Source organism: Shinella sumterensis (assembly GCF_004514425.2).
GTDB classification, from domain to species: Bacteria; Pseudomonadota; Alphaproteobacteria; order Rhizobiales; family Rhizobiaceae; genus Shinella; species Shinella sumterensis.
This window is the reverse complement of record NZ_MYFN02000004.1, coordinates 384,731-403,204: the sequence shown is the minus strand read 5'-3', so window position 1 is coordinate 403,204 and position 18,474 is coordinate 384,731. Positions and strand designations below refer to the sequence as shown.

Here is an 18,474-nt window from a genome sequence, read left to right as displayed (position 1 = left end):
CGTTCTCCTTTGTCGATGGCAGAAGAACGGTCATGAGGCCGAAGGGTTCCCTCGGGCGGGACGGCGATGCGTCCCGCCCTTGGAAAATCAGTCCTTCTTCTGCGACGGCACGACGCGCAATGCCAGTTCGCGAAGCTGCGTCGGCGTGGCCGGCGACGGGGCGTTCATCAGGAGGTCCTGCGCCTGCTGGTTCATCGGGAACAGCGAGATTTCGCGCAGGTTCTTCGCGCCGACGAGCAGCATGACGACGCGGTCGATACCGAAGGCGCAGCCGCCGTGCGGGGGCGCACCGTACTGGAACGCGCGGTAGAGGCCGCCGAAGCGCTCTTCCACGTCGTGCTGGCTGAGGCCGACCTTCTCGAAGGCCTTGACCATCAGTTCCGGCGACTGGTTACGGATCGAGCCCGAGGCGATCTCGAAGCCGTTGCAGACGGCGTCGTACTGGTAGGCCTTCAGTTCCAGCGGGTCCTTGCTGTCGAAGGCTTCCAGGCCACCCTGCGGCATGGAGAAGGGGTTGTGGGCGAAGTCGATCTTCTTTTCGTCCTCGTTGTATTCGTAGAACGGGAAGTCGACGATCCAGCACATTTCGAAGCGGTCGCGATCGACGAGGTTCAGCTCCTCGCCGGCGCGGGTGCGGGCTTCGCCGGCGAACTTGTAGAACTTGGCCGGATCGCCGGCAACGAAGAAGCAGGCATCGCCGTCATCGAGGCCGAGCTGCGTGCGGATGGCTTCCGTGCGCTCCTCGCCGATGTTCTTGGCAAGCGGGCCCGCACCTTCCAGCTTCTCGCCTTCCTTGCGCCAGAAGATGTAGCCGAGGCCGGGCTGGCCGGTCGACTGCGCCCAGGCGTTCATGCGGTCGCAGAAGGCGCGGCTGCCGCCGGTCTTCGCCGGGATCGCCCAGACCTGAACCTTCGGGTTGGACGCGATCATGTTGGCGAAGACCTTGAAGCCCGAACCGGCGAAGTGATCGGTGACGGCTTCCATGACGATCGGGTTGCGCAGGTCGGGCTTGTCGGAGCCGTATTTGCGGATCGCTTCGTCATAGGGGATGCGCGGCCACTGCTTCGTGACGGGCTTGCCTTCGGCGAACTCCTCGAAGACGGCCGTCATCATCGGCTCCATCGTTTCCCAGACGTCTTCCTGGGTGACGAAGCTCATTTCGACGTCGAGCTGGTAGAACTCGCCCGGCAGGCGGTCGGCGCGCGGGTCTTCGTCGCGGAAGCACGGCGCGATCTGGAAATAGCGGTCGAAGCCGGCGACCATCAGGAGCTGCTTGTACTGCTGCGGGGCCTGCGGCAGGGCGAAGAACTTGCCCTCATGGATGCGCGACGGCACGAGGAAGTCGCGCGCGCCCTCCGGCGAGGAGGCCGTCAGGATCGGCGTGGTGTATTCGGCAAAGCCCGCCTCGCCCATGCCCTTGCGCATGGCCGAGATGATCTGCGTGCGGCGAACGATGTTCCTGTGCAGCGTCTCGCGGCGCAGGTCGATGAAACGGTACTTCAGGCGGACGTCTTCCGGGTATTCCGGCTCGCCGAAGACCGGCAGCGGCAGCTCCCTGGCGGCCGAGAGAACCTCGATATCCTGCGCGTAGAGCTCGATCTCGCCCGTGGGCATGCCCTTGTTGACGGTGTCTTCCGTGCGCGCCTTGACGAGGCCGTCGATGCGGATGACCCACTCGCCGCGGACCGTCTCGGCCGTCTTGAAGGCCGGGCTATCAGGGTCGGCGACGACCTGGGTGATGCCGTAATGGTCGCGCAGGTCGATGAAGAGCACGCCGCCATGATCTCGCACGCGGTGGACCCAGCCGGAGAGACGGACAGTCTGGCCGACGTCGGACTTGCGGAGGGCGGCGCAGGTGTGGCTGCGGTAACGGTGCATCGTGGTATCCTGAAATGCTGACGGGCCACGCGGGAACATCCCGGCGCGGCCACCCAAGAAAAATCGGGCGGACAAGCGCATGACCCGGCCCGTTTGTCAAGGCTTGGCGGGCCTTGCGACGGCCCGGCAGGGGCTGGAGGGCCTGCCATGCCGCGGTACCGGACATCGGCCGACAACGTGGCGCGCCGCCCTTCCCGCTCACCGGTCACGCGGCGGCGAATCGAAAGCCGCCATGCCCAGCCGCGCCACCCTGTCTCCCCAGCACCGCACGGCGGCGCGGAAGGCGGCGGCCGGCGGCGCGTCGAGATCGGTCACGCAGAGCGGCAGGAGAAGCGCCGGCTTGCCCGCGACCGGCCGAAGGGGCCCGAGGCAGATGCCGGCGCGGCGGCAGCGGCGCAGCCCGCACCAGTGGCGCGGGCAGGACGCCGCAAGCGCTGCCAGCCGGCAGAGCGTTTCGTGTTCGAGCGTATGACTTTCGGAGTCCGGAAGGCTTTCGGTTTGCGATGCGGTCATGGAGACGGCTCCTGCGACAGTGCCCACGCGACGCGTCGCGTCCGTGGTTTGGCTCTCTTCTCAATGGCCCGGGCCAGCCGGGATCGGACGGGGCGCCGGAGCTGCCTCATCTGTAAGTGTATTTAATGGCACCTTCCGGCACCCCGTTCGGTGTCTTTTGCCCGGCAACTGCGGTTTCTCTGCAAGAACCGGCGCCTTCTCCAGGGCGACCGCTCACCGGCAGGCGCCGGGGCGGTGCGAAAGGCCGGCAAGGCTACGCCATTGCGACCAGTCGCCGGTTCCCTTGTGTGCCACACAGGCACGCCCCTGCTGCCAGGAGCCGGGAGGGAAACCATTTTCTGCCGGGCCCCTTGCCTGCGACATGCGTCGGTATCGACAGACAAGGGCACCGGTCCCGCCTCGCCGGCAACGCACTCCGGTGTATCCGCGGCGGGACACGCGCATTATCGGCCGGCTGCGAAGAGCGGGGACGTTTCGCGGCAACATTTTTCGTCGCAAAAGGGCTTAGATGTTGAAATCGCTGCGGTTCAGCATGAGCCACTGCAACATCATGATGGTCTTTGCATCCACGATTCCGCCGGTCGCGATGAGGCCGACAGCCTCCTCGACGGGCATTTCGACGACCTCGATATCCTCGCCCTCGTGATCGACGCCGCCGCCCTTGCCGTCGCGCCTGCTGGCATCGATGCGGGCGGCAAAGCAGGAGACGCGCTCGGTGAGCGTGCCGGGGCTGGAATACATGTCGAAGACGTGGCGCAGGCCGCTGATGGCATAGCCGGTCTCCTCCATCGCCTCGCGGGCGATGGCGTCTTGCGGGCTGTCATCATCCAGGAGGCCGGCGGGGACTTCCAGCAGGAAGCCGTCCGGATGGCCGCCGAAGAAGGCGCCGGGGCGGAACTGACGCACCAGCACGACCGAGCGGCGGTCGGGATCGACCAGCAGGATGGCGGCAGCTGCACCGTGATCGTGCACCTCGCGGTCGAGCCGCTCGACGCGGCCATCGGCGCGGGTCTGCTCGACGACGATGGTGCTGAGCCGGATGAAGCGCTTCCACACCGTCTGCTGGTCGACGATGCGGATGGCGGACGAAGCGGGGGCCGTCATGGAAAGTCCTTGCGATGTGTGGGCGGTCATGTCCTGCGCAGCCAGACACGGTTGTCGTGGAAGGCGGCACCGCCATAGGGCGCGACGGGATCGGCGCCGGTCAGCACATTGATGCCCTCGCCGTCCAGGTGGGCGGAATTCGGCCAGATTCCCTCGGCGATCAACACGCCGGGCTTGACGGCATCCGTGACCTTCGCATGCAGGCGGATATCGCCGCGCGCGTTGCCGAGCTGCACGACATCGCCTTCCGCGATGGCGTTGGCGCGCGCATCCTCCGGGTGGATCATCACCTCCGGGCGGCCTTCGCGCTCGCGCGAGCTCTTCATCTCCGTGAAGGAGGAATTGAGGAAGGTGCGGGCCGGCGACGTGGCGAGGCGGAACGGATGTTCGGCATCCGGCGTCTCGATGATCTCGACATGATCAGGAAACTTCGGCAGCGCCTCATGCGGCCCGAAGGCGCCCAGCGCCCTGGGCGGCCGGTTCGGGGCGGGCGTTCCGGTCCAGTCCGGCCTGAAACGGAACTTGCCGTCCGGGAAGCCGAAGCCTTTCACGAAATGCGCCGTCTCGAAATCCGGCTGGCAATCGATCCACTTCTCTTCCTTCAGCCCGTCGAAATCCATGTCGTAGGCGGGCAGCATGCGGGTGATGTGCTCCTGCTCGGTGAGGCCGAAGCCCGGCTTGTCCGCGACGCCCAGGCGCCTGGCCAGTTCCTCGATGACGAAGAGATTGGTGCGCACCGTGGCCGGCGGCTCCACCAGCTTGGGGCCGAGCAGGATGTGCTGCTGGCCGCCGCCGCGATAGATATCGTCATGCTCGACGAACATGGTGGCGGGCAGTACGATATCGGCCAGCTTCGCCGTATCCGTCATGAACTGCTCGTGCACGGCGACGAAGAGATCGTCGCGCAGGAAACCCTGCTTCACGAGGCGCTGTTCGGGCGCGACATTCACGGGATTGGTGTTCTGGATCAGCATGGCCGTGACGGGGCCGCCATGGCGCAGGGCAACGGCGTCGCCCGTCAGGATGCGGCCGATCTGCGACTGATCGAGCGCGCGGATATCGGGATCGGCATAGGACAGGCCCATCAGGTCCGACTTGCGCAGGCGGAAGATGCCGGAATTGCTGTGGAAGGCCCCGCCGCCCTCATATTGCCATGAGCCCAGCACGGTGGCGATGGAGAGCGCCGCATGCATGGCGACCGCGCCGTTGCGGCTGCGGGTGAAGCCGTAGCCGAGACGGAAGAAGCTCTTCTTCGTCTGCCCGACCAGCGCGGCGAAGGCCTCGATCTCGGCGACACCGAGGCCGGTGATGGCGGCGGCCCAATGCGGCGTGCGGGTGGCGAGATGCGCCTCCAGCCCGGCCGGATCATCGGCATACTTGGCCATATAGGCGCGGTCGGCATAACCATCGCGGAAGGCGACGTGCATGACGGCGCAGGCGAGCGCCGCATCCGTGCCGGGCCGCAGCTTGAGCGCCAGATCGGCCTGCTTCATCGTGGGATTGTCGTAGATATCGATGACGACGATCTTCGCGCCGCGCTCCTTGCGGGCCCTGACCGCGTGGGTCATCACGTTGACCTGCGTGGCCACCGCGTTCGTGCCCCAGATCACCACGCAATCGGACGCGGCCATCTCGCGCGGATCGGGGCCGCGCAGCGCGCCGGCGCCCATCACGAAGCCGGTCCAGGCGGTGTTGGTGCAGATCGAATCGAAGAAGCCGGAATAGCGCTTGGCGTGGCGCAGGCGCTCGATGGAATCGCGCTGCACGAGGCCCATCGTGCCGGCGTAATAATAGGGCCAGACGGCCTCCGCGCCATGGGCCTGCTCGGCCTTGACGAAATTCTCGGCGATCGCGTCGAGTGCGGCGTCCCAGGAGATGTCGCCCCATTCGCCGCTGCCCTTCCCGCCCTTGCGGACGAGCGGCTTCATCAGCCTGTCGGGATGATAGAGGCGCTCGGCATAGCGGGCGACCTTGGCGCAGATGACGCCGGCCGTGTAGCTGTTGTCGGCGCTGCCCTTGATGCGGCCCATGCGTCCATCCGCGCCGATCTCGACATCGAGCGCGCAGGTGGAGGGACAGTCGTGCGGGCAGGCCGAATGGACGGTCCGCGGTTTTCCGAGATTTGGTGTCGCAACGTTCATGGCTTTTGTATATTGCAGGGCGCGAACGGCCAAAAGGCAAATCATTCTACCATCGCAACAATTCATCGTCGCATCAGAGCGCGTGATCGCGCGGGAACGCCATGAACTATCGCCACGTCTACCATGCCGGCAATTTCGCGGATGTGCTCAAGCATGCCGTGCTCGCGCGCCTCGTCACCTACATGCAGGGCAAGGACAAGGCGTTCCGCGTGCTCGACACCCATGCCGGCATCGGGCTCTACGACCTCTCGGGCATCGAGGCGCAGAAGACGGGCGAATGGCGCGACGGCATCGGCCGGCTGCTTGCCGGCGACCTGCCGGCGGATGTGGCCGATATCCTGGCGCCCTATCTCAAGGCCGTTCAGGAACTGAATCCGCAAGGCGGGCTAACCTATTATCCCGGCTCGCCAAAACTGGCCCGCATGCTGTTTCGCCCGCAGGACCGGCTCTCGGCCATGGAGCTGCATCCCGACGATTACGAGACGCTGCACCGGCTGTTCGACGGCGACTTCCAGAGCCGCATCACCCATCTCGACGGCTGGCTTTCGCTCGGCGCGCATCTGCCGCCCAAGGAAAAGCGCGGCATCGTGCTGGTCGATCCGCCCTTCGAGATCGAGGGCGAATACGAGCGGCTGGTGGACGGGCTGGAAAAGGCCGTGCGGCGGTTTCCGGGCGGCGTCTACTGCCTGTGGTATCCGCTGAAGAAGGGTGCGCCCATCGCGCAATTCCATGCCGCGCTGAAGGCGACGGGCATTGCCAAGATGCTGTGCGCGGAGCTTTCGGTGAAGAGCGACCGCGAAACGACGGGCCTGACCGGCTCCGGCCTCGTCGTCGTCAACCCGCCCTTCACGCTGAAGGCGGAACTCGACGTGCTGCTCCCCTTCCTCAAGGCGCGGCTGGCGCAGGACCGCTTCGCCTCGGCGCGGTCGTTCTGGCTCGCCGGCGAGAACAAGGCCTCTTGACCTTTGGCACGCGGCGACAACAATCGCGCGCCGAACCGGGAGACCGCCATGCCCTCTTTGCCTGCCGCCGCCGCATGACGGTCCGGCTGCCCTCCTCCATACCGCTGCGCACCGTGGCGTTGCTGCTGTCAGGCTTGGCGCTGCTTGCCGGTTGCGGCGAGGACAAGCCTGCCGAAAAGCCGAAGGCCGAGGAAAGCCGCCACGAAACTGTGTCCCCGGCGCGCGTGCCGCTCGGCAAGGGTTTCGACTTCTATGTGCTTTCGCTGTCGTGGTCGCCGACCTGGTGCGCCGACAATGACGAGGGCGGCCGCACGCAGCAATGCCGGCGTGGCGAAAACAACGGCTTCATCGTGCACGGGCTCTGGCCGCAGAACGATCGCGGCTATCCGGAATACTGCGCGACGCGCGAATCGGATCGCGTGCCCGAAAACCTCGGCCGCACCGTGCTCGACATCATTCCCTCCATGGGCCTGATCGGCCATCACTGGCGCAAGCACGGCAGCTGTTCGGGTCTTTCGCAGAAGGACTATTTCGCGGTGACGCGCGCGGCGTTCGAGCGGGTGCGCATTCCCGCAAGCCTCGACGCCGGCAAGGGACAGCGGCTTTCGCCCGACGGGGTGGAGGCGGCCTTCATCGCCGACAATCCGGGGCTGTCCGCCCAGGGCATCGCGGTGACCTGCGAGGCCGGGCGGCTGGAGGAGGTGCGCATCTGCATGACGGCGGACCTCGCGTTTCGCACCTGCCCTGAGGTCGACCGCGCCGCGTGCCGCGCCAAGAGCATCGAACAGCCGCCGGTTCGCTGACCTTTCTTTCTTCAACGACACAGGACCCGCCATGAAGATCTTCTATTCCTCCACCTCCCCCTATTCGACCAAGGTGCGCATGGCCGCGCAATATGCCGGGCTTGCCGCCGAAGCGGTCGTCGCCGATACCGCCAAGGAACCGGCCGAGCTGCTTGCGGCCAACCCGCTCGGAAAGATCCCGGCGCTCGTGACGGACGACGGCCTTGCCGTCTTCGACAGCCGGGCGATCATGAACTACATCGACCGCCAGTCGCGCGGCGCGCTCTATCCGCGCAATGCGGTCAAGCGCACGGAGGTCGATGTGCTGGAGGCGACGGCCGACGGGATCTGCGACTGCCTGCTTGCCATCGTCTACGAGCGCCGCTCCCGCCCGGAGGACAAGGTGTATCAGCCCTGGATCGACCGGCAGTGGCAGAAGGTGGAACGCGCGCTCGACCATCTCGAGGCCAACATGCCGCGGCTCGGCAAGAAGCCGAATGCCGGCCATTTCGCGCTCGCCGCCATGCTGCGCTACATCGAGCTGCGCTTTGCCGGACAATGGCAGCGCGGCCGGCCGAAGCTGAAGCGCTACCTCACCCGCTTCGAGGCGGTGTTTCCCGATTACGCCGCGTTCAAGGATTGAGCGCGGAGCCCCAAACACAAAAAGGCCGCGGATCGCTCCGCGGCCTTTTTTCATTCCAGAGCCCTGAGGCTTAGAACTTCACGCCCATACCGACGCGAACGCTGTGGTCTTCGAAGCCGCTGCGCTGGCCGGCACCGTTGAAGGTCTTCTTGCCGTAGTCGCTGTAGCGGTATTCGACGCGTGCGGTGATGTTGTCCGTCACCATGGTTTCGACACCGGCGCCGGCCGTCCAGCCGAGCAGGGTCGCATCATCCTTGGCGCCGGTGGCGTTGTTGGTCACCTTGACGCCCGAAGCGGCGACACCGGCCGTACCGTAGACGAGAACCGGGTTCAGGTCGACGCCGACGCGGCCGCGGATCGAGCCGTTGACGCCCTGCTTGGCGGTGAAGCCGTTGGCGGTGTGGTCGACGCCCGAGTAGTTCAGGTCGGCTTCCGGACCGTAGACCAGCTGGCCATTCTGCATGTTGTAGCCGCCGTAGACGCCGCCGCCGAGAGCGTGGCCGCGCTCGCTGCCCTGGTTGTTGAACTTGCCCTTCTGCCAGGTGGCGTTACCACCGACATAGGCGCCGGACCAGTTCTTCACGACCGGCTCGGAATATTCAGCAGCCGGAGCCTGCGGGATGTCATCGATGGCATCCGCAGCGTGAGCGGCCTGGAAGGCGACCATGGAAACGGTCGAAGCGACGAGGGTGGCGATAAGTGTACGCATGTTATTCTCCTTTTACTAAACGACGCCCTCTTGGGGAGGCTGTCGGGCGCCGTCATCCAATTCAGTCCCGCCCGGTTGAGGTGAAATTGAATAAAGATTGAGGAAATGAAAGAGCCAAAATGTGAAATCATTGTGGCAGACGCAGGGCGAAATCTGGATGTGACTTTTCCGCACCAGGTAATTCATTAACCATAATTTCAGTTGTGAAGAAAACGATGAAAATATACTTCAAATTACTTCGAAGTCTCTTTTGCGGTTAATTTTTCCGCAACCAATTGTCCGGGGGAGTTTAAGCCTGCGCCCGGATGTCTATATCTTTGGCCGGTTAATCAAATGAATCGGCAGGACGGACATTTCTTGAAAAAACCCCTGAAGACGGCCCTGGTGACGGGCGGGGCCAAGCGCATCGGCAAAGCCATCGTCGACGATCTCGCCGCCAACGGCTTCGCGGTCGCCATTCACGCCAACACATCGCTCGATGACGCCGAGGCGCTCGCGGCCACAATCAGGGCACGGGGCCAGACCGCGTACGCGGTGCAGTGCGACCTTGCGGACGGTGCGGCGACGGCCGGCCTGATCGCAGCGGCCCGCGCGGCCGTCGGCCCGCTCGACCTCCTCGTCAACAATGCCTCCCTCTTCAAGCCCGACACGGTGGCGGATTTCGACGACGCCCTGTGGGACCGGCATTTCGCCGTGCATGTGAAGGCGCCCTCCATCCTGGCGCGCGATTTCGTGCGGCAATTGCCGGAGGGCGTGGCCGGCTCCATCGTCAACATCATCGACCAGCGCGTCTGGAACCCGACGCCGCGCTACTATTCCTACACGCTCTCCAAATCGGCGCTGTGGATGGCGACGCGCACCATGGCGCAGAGCTTTGCGCCCGGTGTGCGGGTCAACGCCATCGGCCCCGGCCCTTCCCTGCCCAACGAGCGCCAGGACGACGCGGCGTTCCGGGCCCAGATCGACGGCCTGATCCTGCGCCGCGGGCCCGATCTCACGGAATTCGGCCGCACAGTTCGCTTTTTGTTCGACACGCCGTCCATTACCGGGCAAATGATAGCGCTCGACGGCGGGCAGCATCTCGCCTGGGAAACCCCCGACGTCGCGGAGAATGCGGAATGAACGGCCGGAAGGTGGAGGATGGCGGCATCCTCTATGACGAAAACGAGACGGACGAGGACGACGAGCTGCTGGAAGGCGCCGCACCGGCCGCGGACGCCCCTGCCGTCGCGACCGGCGGCATGGACTGGAACGAAGGCGGCGACGTGCCGGAAGGCCTGACCGGCGCCGACCTGATCCAGCATTTCGTCAGGCGCCTGCCCAACAGCCCCGGCGTCTACCGCATGTTCAACGCGGCAGGCGACGTGCTCTATGTCGGCAAGGCGCGCAGCCTGAAGAAGCGCGTGAGCAACTATGCGCAGGGCCGCGTGCATTCGAATCGTCTCGCGCAGATGGTGCGCCAGACGGCCAACATGGAATTCGTGACGACGCGCACGGAGACCGAGGCGCTGCTGCTCGAGGCCAACCTCATCAAGCGCCTTCGCCCCCGCTTCAACGTGCTTTTGCGCGACGACAAGTCGTTTCCCTATATCCTCCTGACCGGCGACAGCCGGGCGCCGGCGATCTTCAAGCATCGCGGCGCGCGCTCGCGCAAGGGCGACTATTTCGGCCCCTTCGCCTCGGCGGGTGCGGTGGGCCGCACGATCAATTCTCTGCAACGCGCCTTCCTGCTGCGCACCTGCACCGACAGCGTCTTCGAAACCCGCACGCGGCCCTGCCTGCTTTATCAAATCAAGCGCTGTTCGGGCCCCTGCACGCACGAAATCCGTGACGCCGACTATGCCGAACTGGTGCAGGAGGCGAAGGACTTCCTTTCGGGCAAGAGCCAGAAGGTGAAGGCGCATATGGCGGACGCCATGAACGCGGCCGCCGAAGATCTCGATTTCGAGCGCGCCGCCGTGTTCCGCGACCGGCTGGCGGCACTTTCCCACGTCCAGAGCCACCAGGGCATCAACCCGGCCGGGGTGGAGGAAGCCGATATCTTCGCCATCCATCACGAGGGCGGGATTTCCTGCATCCAGGTGTTCTTCTTCCGCACGGGACAGAACTGGGGCAACCGCGCCTATTTCCCCAAGGCCGACCCGCAGCTTTCGGGCGCGGAAGTGCTCAACGCCTTCCTTGCGCAGTTCTACGACGACAAGCCCTGTCCGCGGCAGATCCTGCTGTCAGAGCCGGTGGAGGAAATGGAGCTCCTGTCGCAGGCGCTTTCCGAGCGATCGAGCTACAAGGTGACGATCTCGGTGCCGCAGCGCGGCGAGAAGAAGGACCTCGTGGACCATGTGATGGCCAATGCCCGCGAGGCGCATGGCCGCAAGCTGGCGGAGACCGCCTCGCAGAGCCGGCTGCTCGAAGGCTTTGCCGCGACCTTCAAGCTGCCTTACGTGCCGCGCCGCATCGAGATCTACGACAACTCGCACATCATGGGCACCAATGCCGTGGGCGGCATGGTGGTGGCCGGGCCGGAAGGCTTCGTGAAGGGGCAGTACCGCAAGTTCAACATCAAATCGACGGAGATCACGCCGGGCGACGACTTCGGCATGATGAAGGAAGTGATGACCCGCCGCTTCTCGCGCCTGATCAAGGAAGAGGGCCTGCCGGACCGCACCGCCGCCGACGCGGGCGCGGAGGCCGCCGACCTGCCCTTTCCCGCCTGGCCCGACGTCATTCTCATCGACGGCGGCCAGGGCCAGATGACGGCGGTGCGGGCGATCCTGGAGGAACTCGGCATCACCGACCAGGTGATCGCCATCGGCGTCGCCAAGGGCGCGGACCGCGAAGCCGGGCGCGAACGCTTCTTCATGCGCGGTGTTCCGGATTTCTCCCTGCCGCCGCGCGACCCGGTGCTCTACTTCGTGCAGCGCATGCGCGACGAGGCGCACCGCTTCGCCATCGGCTCGCACCGGGCGCGCCGCAAGAAGGAGATGGTCAAGAACCCGCTCGACGAGATCGGCGGCATCGGCCCGACGCGCAAGCGCGCGCTCTTGCAGCATTTCGGCACGGCGAAAGCCGTTTCCCGCGCCGCCATGTCCGACCTGATGGCCGTCGCCGGCATTTCGGAAAGCGTGGCGCGCATCGTCTACAACCATTTCCACGACGATTCGGCGGGATAGGCGGCTGGCCCCCCGGCCGGCCACTCGACATCGATGCTTCCAACCGACAGCGAGATCCAATGACCGTCTTTCCCGCAAGAGCGCTCCTGGCCGCCGGCACGACCCTGCTGGCCACCGCCGCCGGCGCGCAGACGACGACGGGCATGGCCCAGATGCTGAGCATGACGGGCCATTGCGACCGGCTGCGTCTGGGCGAACGGGACCTGACCGCCACCTGCTCGGCCAAGCTGGTGAAAATCATCAATCCGAACGGGCGCATCAGCGTCTATTTCCTGCTGGCGGACAGTCGGGCCGTCAGCTTCTCCGGCATGGACGACAAGGACGCGGCGCCCGATACCGACGTAATGCATCTCGACAAGGTGTTCACGACGCGTCTGGACACGCTCGACGCACCGGATGCCTTTCCGGCGAGCGGCACGTGCCGCTTCGGCAATACAATGAAGGGGCCGATGACCATCGCCTGCGAGGGCACCTTCACGGAAGGCGGCACCTTCTCGGCGTCGTTCACCACCGACGGTTCGCCGCCGACATGACATGGTTTTGCGCGCCGGCAGGGCTTTCTCGCCGCGTCATTGTGCCCTGCTCCGTAAATTCGCCAAGAATTGCCGGAAACAAAGGTTGACGGCACTCTCACAAAGACCTCATCTAGCAGAAATCGAGAGACTGAGAATCCATGGCTTCCCGCGCATACAGCATACCCAACCTGCTCACCTACGCCCGCATCGTCGCGGTGCCGCTGATCGTTCTGTGCTTCTTCATCGAAGGGCGGCTCGAATCGTCGGATTTCGCGCGGTGGACGGCGCTCGTCCTCTTCGCCGTGGCGTCGATCACGGACTATCTGGACGGCTATCTCGCGCGCATCTGGAACCAGACCTCCAATATCGGCCGCATGCTCGACCCGATCGCCGACAAGCTGCTGGTCGCCTCGGTGCTGCTGCTGATGGCGGCCGACGGCACCATTGCCGGCTGGACGATCTGGGCGGCGATCATCATCCTGTGCCGCGAGATCCTCGTTTCGGGCCTGCGCGAATATCTCGCCGACCTCAAGGTCAGCGTGCCGGTGACGCGCATCGCCAAGTGGAAGACCGCCATCCAGATGTTCGCCATCGCCTTCCTCCTGGCCGGCCCCGCCGGCGAGCAGGTGCTGCCCTTCACCACCGAGATCGGCATCACGCTGCTGTGGATCGCCGCAGCGATCACCATGTATACGGGCTACGACTATTTCCGCGTCGGCCTGAAGCACATCGTGGACGAGTGAGATGACGCGGCTCGTCTATTTCGCCTGGGTGCGCGAGCGGATCGGCAAGGGCGAGGAAGACATCGACCTGCCCGCCGACGTGACGACGGGGGCAGCGCTCCTCGGCTATCTGAAGACGCTCGGCGACGGCTATGCCCATGCGCTGGAGCATGAAAGCGTCATCCGCATCGCCATCAACCAGGAGCATGTCGAGCACGACGAGCCGATCGCCGGCGCGCGCGAGATCGCGCTGTTTCCGCCGATGACGGGGGGCTGACCAGTGGCCGACGCGGCCCCTGCCCCTGTCATCGTTCGCGTGCAGCGCGACGACTTCGATGCGGCGGCCGAAACGGCGCGGCTCGTGGCCGGGCGCGCCGCGGCCGGCGCCATCGTGAGCTTCACCGGGCTTTGCCGCGACGAAGGCGGCCGTCTCTCGGCGCTCGAACTGGAACACTATCCCGGCATGGCGGAGGCGCAGATCGAGCGCATCTGCCGCACGGCCGTCACGCGCTTCTCGCTTTTGGGCATCGCCGCCATCCACCGGGTCGAGCGGATCGCGCCGGGGGAAAACATCGTGCTGGTGATTGCCGCCGCACCGCACCGCCACGCCGCCTTCGACGGCGCATCCTTCGTGATGGACTATCTCAAGACCGCCGCGCCCTTCTGGAAGAAGGAGCACTTCGCCGACGGGTCCGAAGGCGGCTGGGTGGCGGCGAAGGACAGCGACGACACGGCGCTGGAGAAGTGGTCGTAACGGCGGCCGTGCGGCCCGCATCTATATAACGGGCCGCTCGCGCCGGAAGATGACCAGGAGCAGCACCAGCGCGGCGATGACGACCACGTCGCGCCAGAGGAAGGGGCCGTAGGCGCTCCACAGGGTTTCCGTAAGGCCGATCGCGGCGCCGCCCAGGGCCGACCGCAAGGGGTTTCCCGCCCCGCCGAGCGCGGCGATGAACAGCACCTTCACGCCGAAGACCAGCCCCGCGCCGAAATCCATGTTGCCGTAATAGGAGACGGCCAGCATGCCCGTGAGGCTGGCGAACAGCGCGGCCAGCGCATAGGCCGACAGGTAGACGCTCGCCGAATCGATGCCGCAGAGTTCCGCCGCCCGCCTGTCCTGCGAGACCGCGCGCCAGCGGCGGCCCCAGCGGGAGCGGGCAAGGAAGACCGCGCCGAGCGCGATCATGGCCAGCATGGCGAGCGTGTTGGCCAGTTGCAGCACGGTGAGCGCCACCGGGAATGCCGCATCGTTCCAGAAGACGACGGGCGTGGCGAGGAGCGGCGGCAGCCACAGGCTGCGCGCATCCGACGCCAGCCGCGCCGTTTCCATGAGGACAAGCACCACGCCGAGCGCGGCGACCACGACCGTATTGTCGGAGGAAAAGGCGAGCGGGCGCATCACATGGCGCCCCACCAGAACGGCGGCGCCCAGGCTGTAGACCAACGCGCCGAGCGCGCCGAAGCCGAGCGCGGCCGGCAGGACGAGCCAGAGCTGGCTCCAGCCGTAGCCGGAAAACAGCACGAAAAGCTGGGCGGCGAAGGCGAAGAGCGCGCCATAGGCGATGTCGGCGCGCCGGGTCACGGCGAAGGCGATGGAATAGCCGAAGGCGAGCACCGCATAGAGCGCGGCCACAGGCACGGCATTGGCGATCTGCTGAAGAAAATAGGCCATGGCGCTTTCCCGATCCGCCAAAATTATAACTGGCAAAATTGCTTTTACCAGTTAGAATATCGCATGACCTTCTCCTGGACCCCGCATCGTTTTTCCGGTGGCGCGCTGGCGCTCGATGTCGCCAATTCCGTGGTGCTGCGCGACGACCCGGCGCGGCGGATCGACCGGTTCGCCGATCCCGCCGCTATGGACGCCTTCTGTGCGGGGGCGAGCACCTACGGGGCGGAGCGCGACCGGTTCGGCGCGCTCGCGCCGGTGCACGACGACGCACGCGGCGGGCTTGTCGCGCTGCGCGAGGCGATCGACGCGCATTTCCGCGCCGAAATCGAGGGCACGGCAAGGCCGGACCTGCTCGCCGACCTGCTGGAGGCGATCGCCGCGACGCTGCGCCGGTCCGGCACGCGCGCGCAGGCGCTGGATACCGCCACGGCGCGCTCGGCGCTGATGCTGCTGGCGCAGCCGCAACCGGACAGGCTGAAGATCTGCCCCAACTGCCGCTGGCTGTTCATCGACCGCAGCCGCAACCGCTCGCGCGCCTGGTGCGACATGGCGGTGTGCGGCAACCGGGTGAAGGCGAACCGCCACTATCGCCGCCGGCGCGGAGACCCCGGACCATGAAACGCCCTCTGCTTGTGCTTGTGCTGCTGCCCCTCGCCCTGCTTCTCTCCGCCTGCCAGCGCGAGACCGGCCCCGACCCGCTGAAGCTGACGGGCAAGATGTTCGTCTTCAACTACCGGCTGGCCTATGCGACCTATCTTGTGACGCTGGAAAAGACGCAGCCCCTGCCCGAAGGATCGGTCGTGCGGGCGTCGTTCGAGAACCCGGCCGGCGGCACGCCGCTCACGCTGGAGCGCAAACTTTTCGCCAGCCTGCCGCGCGTGGTGCTGGAAAGTCCCGACGTGACCTGCGTGAAGAAGAACCACCCCTACAAGGTGTCGATCCGCGTGCTGGGGCCGGGCGGAGAGCAACTGCAATCGCTGGAAACCGAGGTGACCTCCAGCCTCGACCAGGACATCCTGCCCGCCAAACCCCTCGTCATCGGCCCCGCCTACGAGAAGAACCCCGCGGTCTTCAAGGACGGCAAGGCGCCCGCGCATTTCGAGACGGCAACGTGCGCGGGATAGGCGAAAGAGAATGCGGATGCGGTCATGCCGCAATCCCGACAAGAACAACGCAATGCGCACATCAATCGGCGGGTTTCCGACGCGGTCCCTTCCGAACAGGGGCGGCATCGTATATTGACGCTCCCGGCGGCGTGCCCGCGCGGCCGGCCAAAAGTTTCATGCCCTTACCGGTCGGAGTGCCGTCTTCATGTCACCAACCCCCGCTCTGAACTATGGTGCGATTGCCTGCGCCGACGCCAATATGCTGCCGGCCGCCTGCTGCGCTTTGCTGTCGATCCACACCAACCTGAAGGCCATCAACGCAAAACTTCTGCTGCTGGCGCTCGGCGCGGAGGAAAAACAGCTCAAAGAGATCGCCGCCTTCGCAGAACGGCATTCGATCACCATCGACGTGCTGCCCGACCCGACGCCGAGGGTGGATGGACCCGCCTTCGGGCGGTGGTCGCGCGCAACGCTGGCGCGGCTTTACATGGATCTCATCGTCCCCGACACTATCGACCGACTTCTCTACATCGACGCGGATGCGGTCGCCGTGGCATCACTGGATGAGCTTTTCCAGGCGGACCTCGGCGTCAAGGCGCTCGGTGCGGTCGACGACTACGTCATGGCTTTTCCGGAGAAGATCGAGCGCCGGCAGCAAAGGATCGGACTGAAGAGCGGCGGGCGATATTTCAATGCAGGGGTTTTGCTGTTCGACTGGAAAAGAAGCCTCGAGGACGGCCTGATCCGAAAGGCGCGCGAGACGTTCGAACGGGAACCGGAGCGGTTTCCGTCGCACGATCAGGATGTGCTGAACATCGCCTATGATGGGAACTGGCATCGGCTCGACGCGCGCTACAACGCGCAGACCGGTATCCTGCCCTTCATCAAACAGCCGGCCATCGTGCATTTCACAGGACGCAAGAAGCCGTGGCAGGCCGTGATGCCATGGGCGCACCGCAGGATGAAGGCGTTCTACCGCCAGGCGCTCGAAGGCACCGCTTGGGCGCCGTTCTGCAAGGCCTCGTCTCTTACCGATAATATGGCGAGCTTTGCCGGCCACTATTCCACGCTGCTGACGACGCTGTCGAAGACTGGCAGGGTTCGCGCGCATTTTCGTTGATGATGCGCGCGGCAGATAAGGCCAGCCCAGACATCCCCACCACAAACGAAAACCGGGACCTTTTGGTCCCGGTTTCATAATTATTTCAATATCTTCCGGCCGGGGCCGGAGGAAGTGATTCAGCCGACGATTTCGGTGTCGGAGAACCAGTACTTGATTTCCTGGGCGGCGGTTTCCGGGGCGTCGGAGCCGTGGACCGAGTTCTCGCCGATGGAGAGAGCGTGGGTCTTGCGGATGGTGCCTTCGTCGGCGTTGGCCGGGTTGGTGGCGCCCATGATTTCGCGGTTCTTCAGGATGGCGTTCTCGCCTTCCAGGACCTGGACGACCGTCGGGCCCGAGGTCATGCCTTCGACGAGCTCGCCGAAGAAGGGACGCTCCTTGTGCACGGCGTAAAAGCCTTCGGCTTCGCGCTTGCTCATCCAGACGCGCTTGGACGCCACGACGCGCAGGCCTGCGTCTTCGAGCATCTTGGTGATGGCGCCGGTGAGGTTGCGCTTCGTCGCGTCCGGCTTGATCATCGAAAAGGTGCGTTCAATCGCCATTTTTAGGTTTCCCTTGGTTTTCCGGTGAAAGTGGCGGTTCAATAGCTGCCAATGCCCGGCAAAACAAGGGGGTGGCGATGTTTGGCGCCTTCAGGATGAAAGTTTCATGCCGCCGTCACGCGCCGCCCCGCGCCGCCGTGCAGATCAAGGCAGCGCTCGAACCACAGGGCAACCGGATCGTCCCCCTCCAGCACCTTCGTTCCCGCCGTGGTGCGCAGCCATTGCAGCGCGCCGAAGACGATGTAATCGGCGAAAAGCGGGCCATCGCCGCCGATGAACGGCTGCACGTTCAGCATGTTGCGCAACGGCTGGAGCTTCTTCGCGAAGCCCTCGATCTCCTGTTTTCCGGCCGCGGCGATATCCTCCAGCGACGCGCCGAGGCGCCCTTCGCGGCTGCGGCGGAAATAATCGCGGTCGACGGGGCCGAGCAGGTCGTGAATATCCAGAATGGCGATGCGGGTGACGGCCATGTGCAGGGTCGACTGCGACCATGCCTCGATGAAGCGCGCCATGGCCTTGCCGCCCTCGCCGCCGAACAGCGTGGGGCGATCCGGGTAGGCCTCGTCGAGATAAAGGGCGATATCGAAACTGTCACGCACCAGCCTGTCGCCATCGCGCAGCAGCGGCACCGTCGCGGTCGCGCCGTCCTCGATTGCGGGTATCTCTGTGAAGCCGACGGGGACCGTCCGGTAATCCAGCCCCTTGTGGGCAAGCGACATCACCGTTTTCCACACATGGGGCGAAAACTGGCGGGTCTTGTCGGTACCGGCAAGCGCATAGAGCAATCGGGTCATGGGAAGCCTCCGTTCAGCGCATTGAAACGCACGGCGGGCGCGGCTTCAAATCAGATAATTTCATGCGTCGCATTCATCCGCGAAATGCACGGCGCCTTATA

General features: G+C 65.4%; 20 protein-coding genes. 12 read left to right on the top strand and 8 right to left on the bottom strand.

The genetic code is table 11. The features are described 5' to 3' along the window. Positions 1 to 87: 87 nt before the first annotated feature. The 4 genes from aspS to B5M41_RS11065 all read right to left on the bottom strand — a co-directional run bounded on the left by aspS (position 88) and on the right by B5M41_RS11065 (position 5,702). On the bottom strand, positions 88 to 1,878 hold the full coding sequence (aspS, locus tag B5M41_RS11080; RefSeq protein WP_134649870.1) for an aspartate--tRNA ligase: 1,791 nt from the start codon (positions 1,876 to 1,878) through the stop codon (positions 88 to 90). A 198-nt stretch (positions 1,879 to 2,076) separates the two neighbouring features. Then, positions 2,077 to 2,391, bottom strand: a complete 315-nt coding sequence (locus B5M41_RS11075; protein ID WP_134649869.1) for a hypothetical protein — start codon at positions 2,389 to 2,391, stop codon at positions 2,077 to 2,079. Between the two features lie 504 nt (positions 2,392 to 2,895). Further along, entirely contained in the window at positions 2,896 to 3,495 is a 600-nt protein-coding gene (locus tag B5M41_RS11070; protein ID WP_134649868.1) for an NUDIX domain-containing protein, read from the bottom strand. 26 nt (positions 3,496 to 3,521) lie between these two features. Continuing rightward, the gene (locus B5M41_RS11065) at positions 3,522 to 5,702 is read right to left on the bottom strand and encodes a molybdopterin-containing oxidoreductase family protein (RefSeq protein WP_167719147.1); all 2,181 of its coding nucleotides are present in this window, start codon (positions 5,700 to 5,702) and stop codon (positions 3,522 to 3,524) included. Between the two features lie 35 nt (positions 5,703 to 5,737). Here B5M41_RS11065 and B5M41_RS11060 point away from each other — a divergent pair, with 35 nt between their 5' ends. From B5M41_RS11060 to B5M41_RS11050, 3 genes are read left to right on the top strand one after another with little or no spacing between them, the layout of a single operon-like run. Continuing rightward, the gene (locus tag B5M41_RS11060; protein ID WP_134649867.1) at positions 5,738 to 6,598 is read left to right on the top strand and encodes a 23S rRNA (adenine(2030)-N(6))-methyltransferase RlmJ; all 861 of its coding nucleotides are present in this window, start codon (positions 5,738 to 5,740) and stop codon (positions 6,596 to 6,598) included. Continuing rightward, on the top strand, positions 6,595 to 7,401 hold the full coding sequence (locus B5M41_RS11055; RefSeq protein WP_230640050.1) for a ribonuclease T2 family protein: 807 nt from the start codon (positions 6,595 to 6,597) through the stop codon (positions 7,399 to 7,401). The genes B5M41_RS11060 and B5M41_RS11055 overlap by 4 nt, the downstream gene beginning before the upstream one ends. Before the next feature lie 31 nt (positions 7,402 to 7,432). Further along, on the top strand, positions 7,433 to 8,023 hold the full coding sequence (locus B5M41_RS11050) for a glutathione S-transferase family protein (RefSeq protein WP_134649866.1): 591 nt from the start codon (positions 7,433 to 7,435) through the stop codon (positions 8,021 to 8,023). Positions 8,024 to 8,093: 70 nt separating this feature from the next. Here the strand turns inward: B5M41_RS11050 and B5M41_RS11045 are convergent, their stop codons facing one another. Beyond that, positions 8,094 to 8,732, bottom strand: coding sequence for an outer membrane protein (locus tag B5M41_RS11045; RefSeq protein ID WP_134649865.1), 639 nt, complete (start codon positions 8,730 to 8,732; stop codon positions 8,094 to 8,096). Positions 8,733 to 9,089: 357 nt separating this feature from the next. Between B5M41_RS11045 and B5M41_RS11040 the strand changes: the two genes are divergently transcribed. From B5M41_RS11040 to B5M41_RS11015, 6 genes are all read left to right on the top strand, one after another. Then, positions 9,090 to 9,854 carry an SDR family oxidoreductase gene (locus B5M41_RS11040; protein ID WP_134649864.1) on the top strand — a complete coding sequence of 255 codons (765 nt, stop codon included), beginning with the start codon at positions 9,090 to 9,092 and terminating at the stop codon, positions 9,852 to 9,854. Beyond that, complete coding sequence (uvrC, locus tag B5M41_RS11035; RefSeq protein ID WP_134649863.1) at positions 9,851 to 11,902, top strand: excinuclease ABC subunit UvrC; 2,052 nt, start codon at positions 9,851 to 9,853, stop codon at positions 11,900 to 11,902. The genes B5M41_RS11040 and uvrC overlap by 4 nt, the downstream gene beginning before the upstream one ends. A 59-nt stretch (positions 11,903 to 11,961) precedes the next feature. Further along, entirely contained in the window at positions 11,962 to 12,435 is a 474-nt protein-coding gene (locus B5M41_RS11030; RefSeq protein WP_134649862.1) for a hypothetical protein, read from the top strand. Positions 12,436 to 12,575: 140 nt separating this feature from the next. After that, positions 12,576 to 13,160: a CDP-diacylglycerol--glycerol-3-phosphate 3-phosphatidyltransferase gene (gene pgsA, locus B5M41_RS11025; protein ID WP_134649861.1), complete on the top strand. Its 585-nt coding sequence runs from the start codon at positions 12,576 to 12,578 to the stop codon at positions 13,158 to 13,160. Between the two features lies 1 nt (position 13,161). Next, on the top strand, positions 13,162 to 13,416 hold the full coding sequence (gene moaD / locus B5M41_RS11020; RefSeq protein WP_134649860.1) for a molybdopterin converting factor subunit 1: 255 nt from the start codon (positions 13,162 to 13,164) through the stop codon (positions 13,414 to 13,416). A 3-nt stretch (positions 13,417 to 13,419) separates the two neighbouring features. After that, a complete protein-coding gene (locus B5M41_RS11015; protein WP_134649859.1) occupies positions 13,420 to 13,893 on the top strand; it encodes a molybdenum cofactor biosynthesis protein MoaE in 474 nt (157 codons plus the stop codon). 21 nt (positions 13,894 to 13,914) lie between these two features. On the opposite strand, the gene B5M41_RS11010 is transcribed toward B5M41_RS11015, so the two are convergent. Further along, a complete protein-coding gene (locus B5M41_RS11010; protein WP_134649858.1) occupies positions 13,915 to 14,811 on the bottom strand; it encodes a branched-chain amino acid ABC transporter permease in 897 nt (298 codons plus the stop codon). Positions 14,812 to 14,874: 63 nt separating this feature from the next. Between B5M41_RS11010 and B5M41_RS11005 the strand changes: the two genes are divergently transcribed. The 3 genes from B5M41_RS11005 to B5M41_RS10995 all read left to right on the top strand — a co-directional run bounded on the left by B5M41_RS11005 (position 14,875) and on the right by B5M41_RS10995 (position 17,037). Continuing rightward, positions 14,875 to 15,429: a CGNR zinc finger domain-containing protein gene (locus tag B5M41_RS11005; RefSeq protein ID WP_134649857.1), complete on the top strand. Its 555-nt coding sequence runs from the start codon at positions 14,875 to 14,877 to the stop codon at positions 15,427 to 15,429. After that, entirely contained in the window at positions 15,426 to 15,935 is a 510-nt protein-coding gene (locus B5M41_RS11000) for a hypothetical protein (protein WP_134649856.1), read from the top strand. Before B5M41_RS11005 ends, B5M41_RS11000 begins: the two co-directional genes overlap by 4 nt. Positions 15,936 to 16,122: 187 nt before the next feature. Continuing rightward, entirely contained in the window at positions 16,123 to 17,037 is a 915-nt protein-coding gene (locus B5M41_RS10995; protein WP_230640049.1) for a glycosyltransferase family 8 protein, read from the top strand. Between the two features lie 119 nt (positions 17,038 to 17,156). On the opposite strand, the gene ndk is transcribed toward B5M41_RS10995, so the two are convergent. Then, complete coding sequence (ndk, locus tag B5M41_RS10990) at positions 17,157 to 17,579, bottom strand: nucleoside-diphosphate kinase (protein WP_062274915.1); 423 nt, start codon at positions 17,577 to 17,579, stop codon at positions 17,157 to 17,159. Positions 17,580 to 17,683: 104 nt separating this feature from the next. Then, on the bottom strand, positions 17,684 to 18,373 hold the full coding sequence (locus B5M41_RS10985; RefSeq protein ID WP_134649855.1) for a glutathione S-transferase family protein: 690 nt from the start codon (positions 18,371 to 18,373) through the stop codon (positions 17,684 to 17,686). Positions 18,374 to 18,474: the final 101 nt, after the last annotated feature.

Excerpts from the sequence above, each read along its gene's own strand:
- aspS (WP_134649870.1), bottom strand. The coding sequence starts at position 1,878 with ATGCACCGTTACCGCAGCCACACCTGCGCCGCCCTCCGCAAGTCCGAC.
- B5M41_RS11075 (WP_134649869.1), bottom strand. The coding sequence starts at position 2,391 with ATGACCGCATCGCAAACCGAAAGCCTTCCGGACTCCGAAAGTCATACG.
- B5M41_RS11070 (WP_134649868.1), bottom strand. The coding sequence starts at position 3,495 with ATGACGGCCCCCGCTTCGTCCGCCATCCGCATCGTCGACCAGCAGACG.
- B5M41_RS11065 (WP_167719147.1), bottom strand. The coding sequence starts at position 5,702 with ATGAATTGTTGCGATGGTAGAATGATTTGCCTTTTGGCCGTTCGCGCC.
- B5M41_RS11060 (WP_134649867.1), top strand. The coding sequence starts at position 5,738 with ATGAACTATCGCCACGTCTACCATGCCGGCAATTTCGCGGATGTGCTC.
- B5M41_RS11050 (WP_134649866.1), top strand. The coding sequence starts at position 7,433 with ATGAAGATCTTCTATTCCTCCACCTCCCCCTATTCGACCAAGGTGCGC.
- B5M41_RS11045 (WP_134649865.1), bottom strand. The coding sequence starts at position 8,732 with ATGCGTACACTTATCGCCACCCTCGTCGCTTCGACCGTTTCCATGGTC.
- uvrC (WP_134649863.1), top strand. The coding sequence starts at position 9,851 with ATGAACGGCCGGAAGGTGGAGGATGGCGGCATCCTCTATGACGAAAAC.
- B5M41_RS11030 (WP_134649862.1), top strand. The coding sequence starts at position 11,962 with ATGACCGTCTTTCCCGCAAGAGCGCTCCTGGCCGCCGGCACGACCCTG.
- pgsA (WP_134649861.1), top strand. The coding sequence starts at position 12,576 with ATGGCTTCCCGCGCATACAGCATACCCAACCTGCTCACCTACGCCCGC.
- moaD (WP_134649860.1), top strand. The coding sequence starts at position 13,162 with ATGACGCGGCTCGTCTATTTCGCCTGGGTGCGCGAGCGGATCGGCAAG.
- B5M41_RS11010 (WP_134649858.1), bottom strand. The coding sequence starts at position 14,811 with ATGGCCTATTTTCTTCAGCAGATCGCCAATGCCGTGCCTGTGGCCGCG.
- B5M41_RS11005 (WP_134649857.1), top strand. The coding sequence starts at position 14,875 with ATGACCTTCTCCTGGACCCCGCATCGTTTTTCCGGTGGCGCGCTGGCG.
- B5M41_RS11000 (WP_134649856.1), top strand. The coding sequence starts at position 15,426 with ATGAAACGCCCTCTGCTTGTGCTTGTGCTGCTGCCCCTCGCCCTGCTT.
- B5M41_RS10995 (WP_230640049.1), top strand. The coding sequence starts at position 16,123 with ATGTCACCAACCCCCGCTCTGAACTATGGTGCGATTGCCTGCGCCGAC.
- ndk (WP_062274915.1), bottom strand. The coding sequence starts at position 17,579 with ATGGCGATTGAACGCACCTTTTCGATGATCAAGCCGGACGCGACGAAG.
- B5M41_RS10985 (WP_134649855.1), bottom strand. The coding sequence starts at position 18,373 with ATGACCCGATTGCTCTATGCGCTTGCCGGTACCGACAAGACCCGCCAG.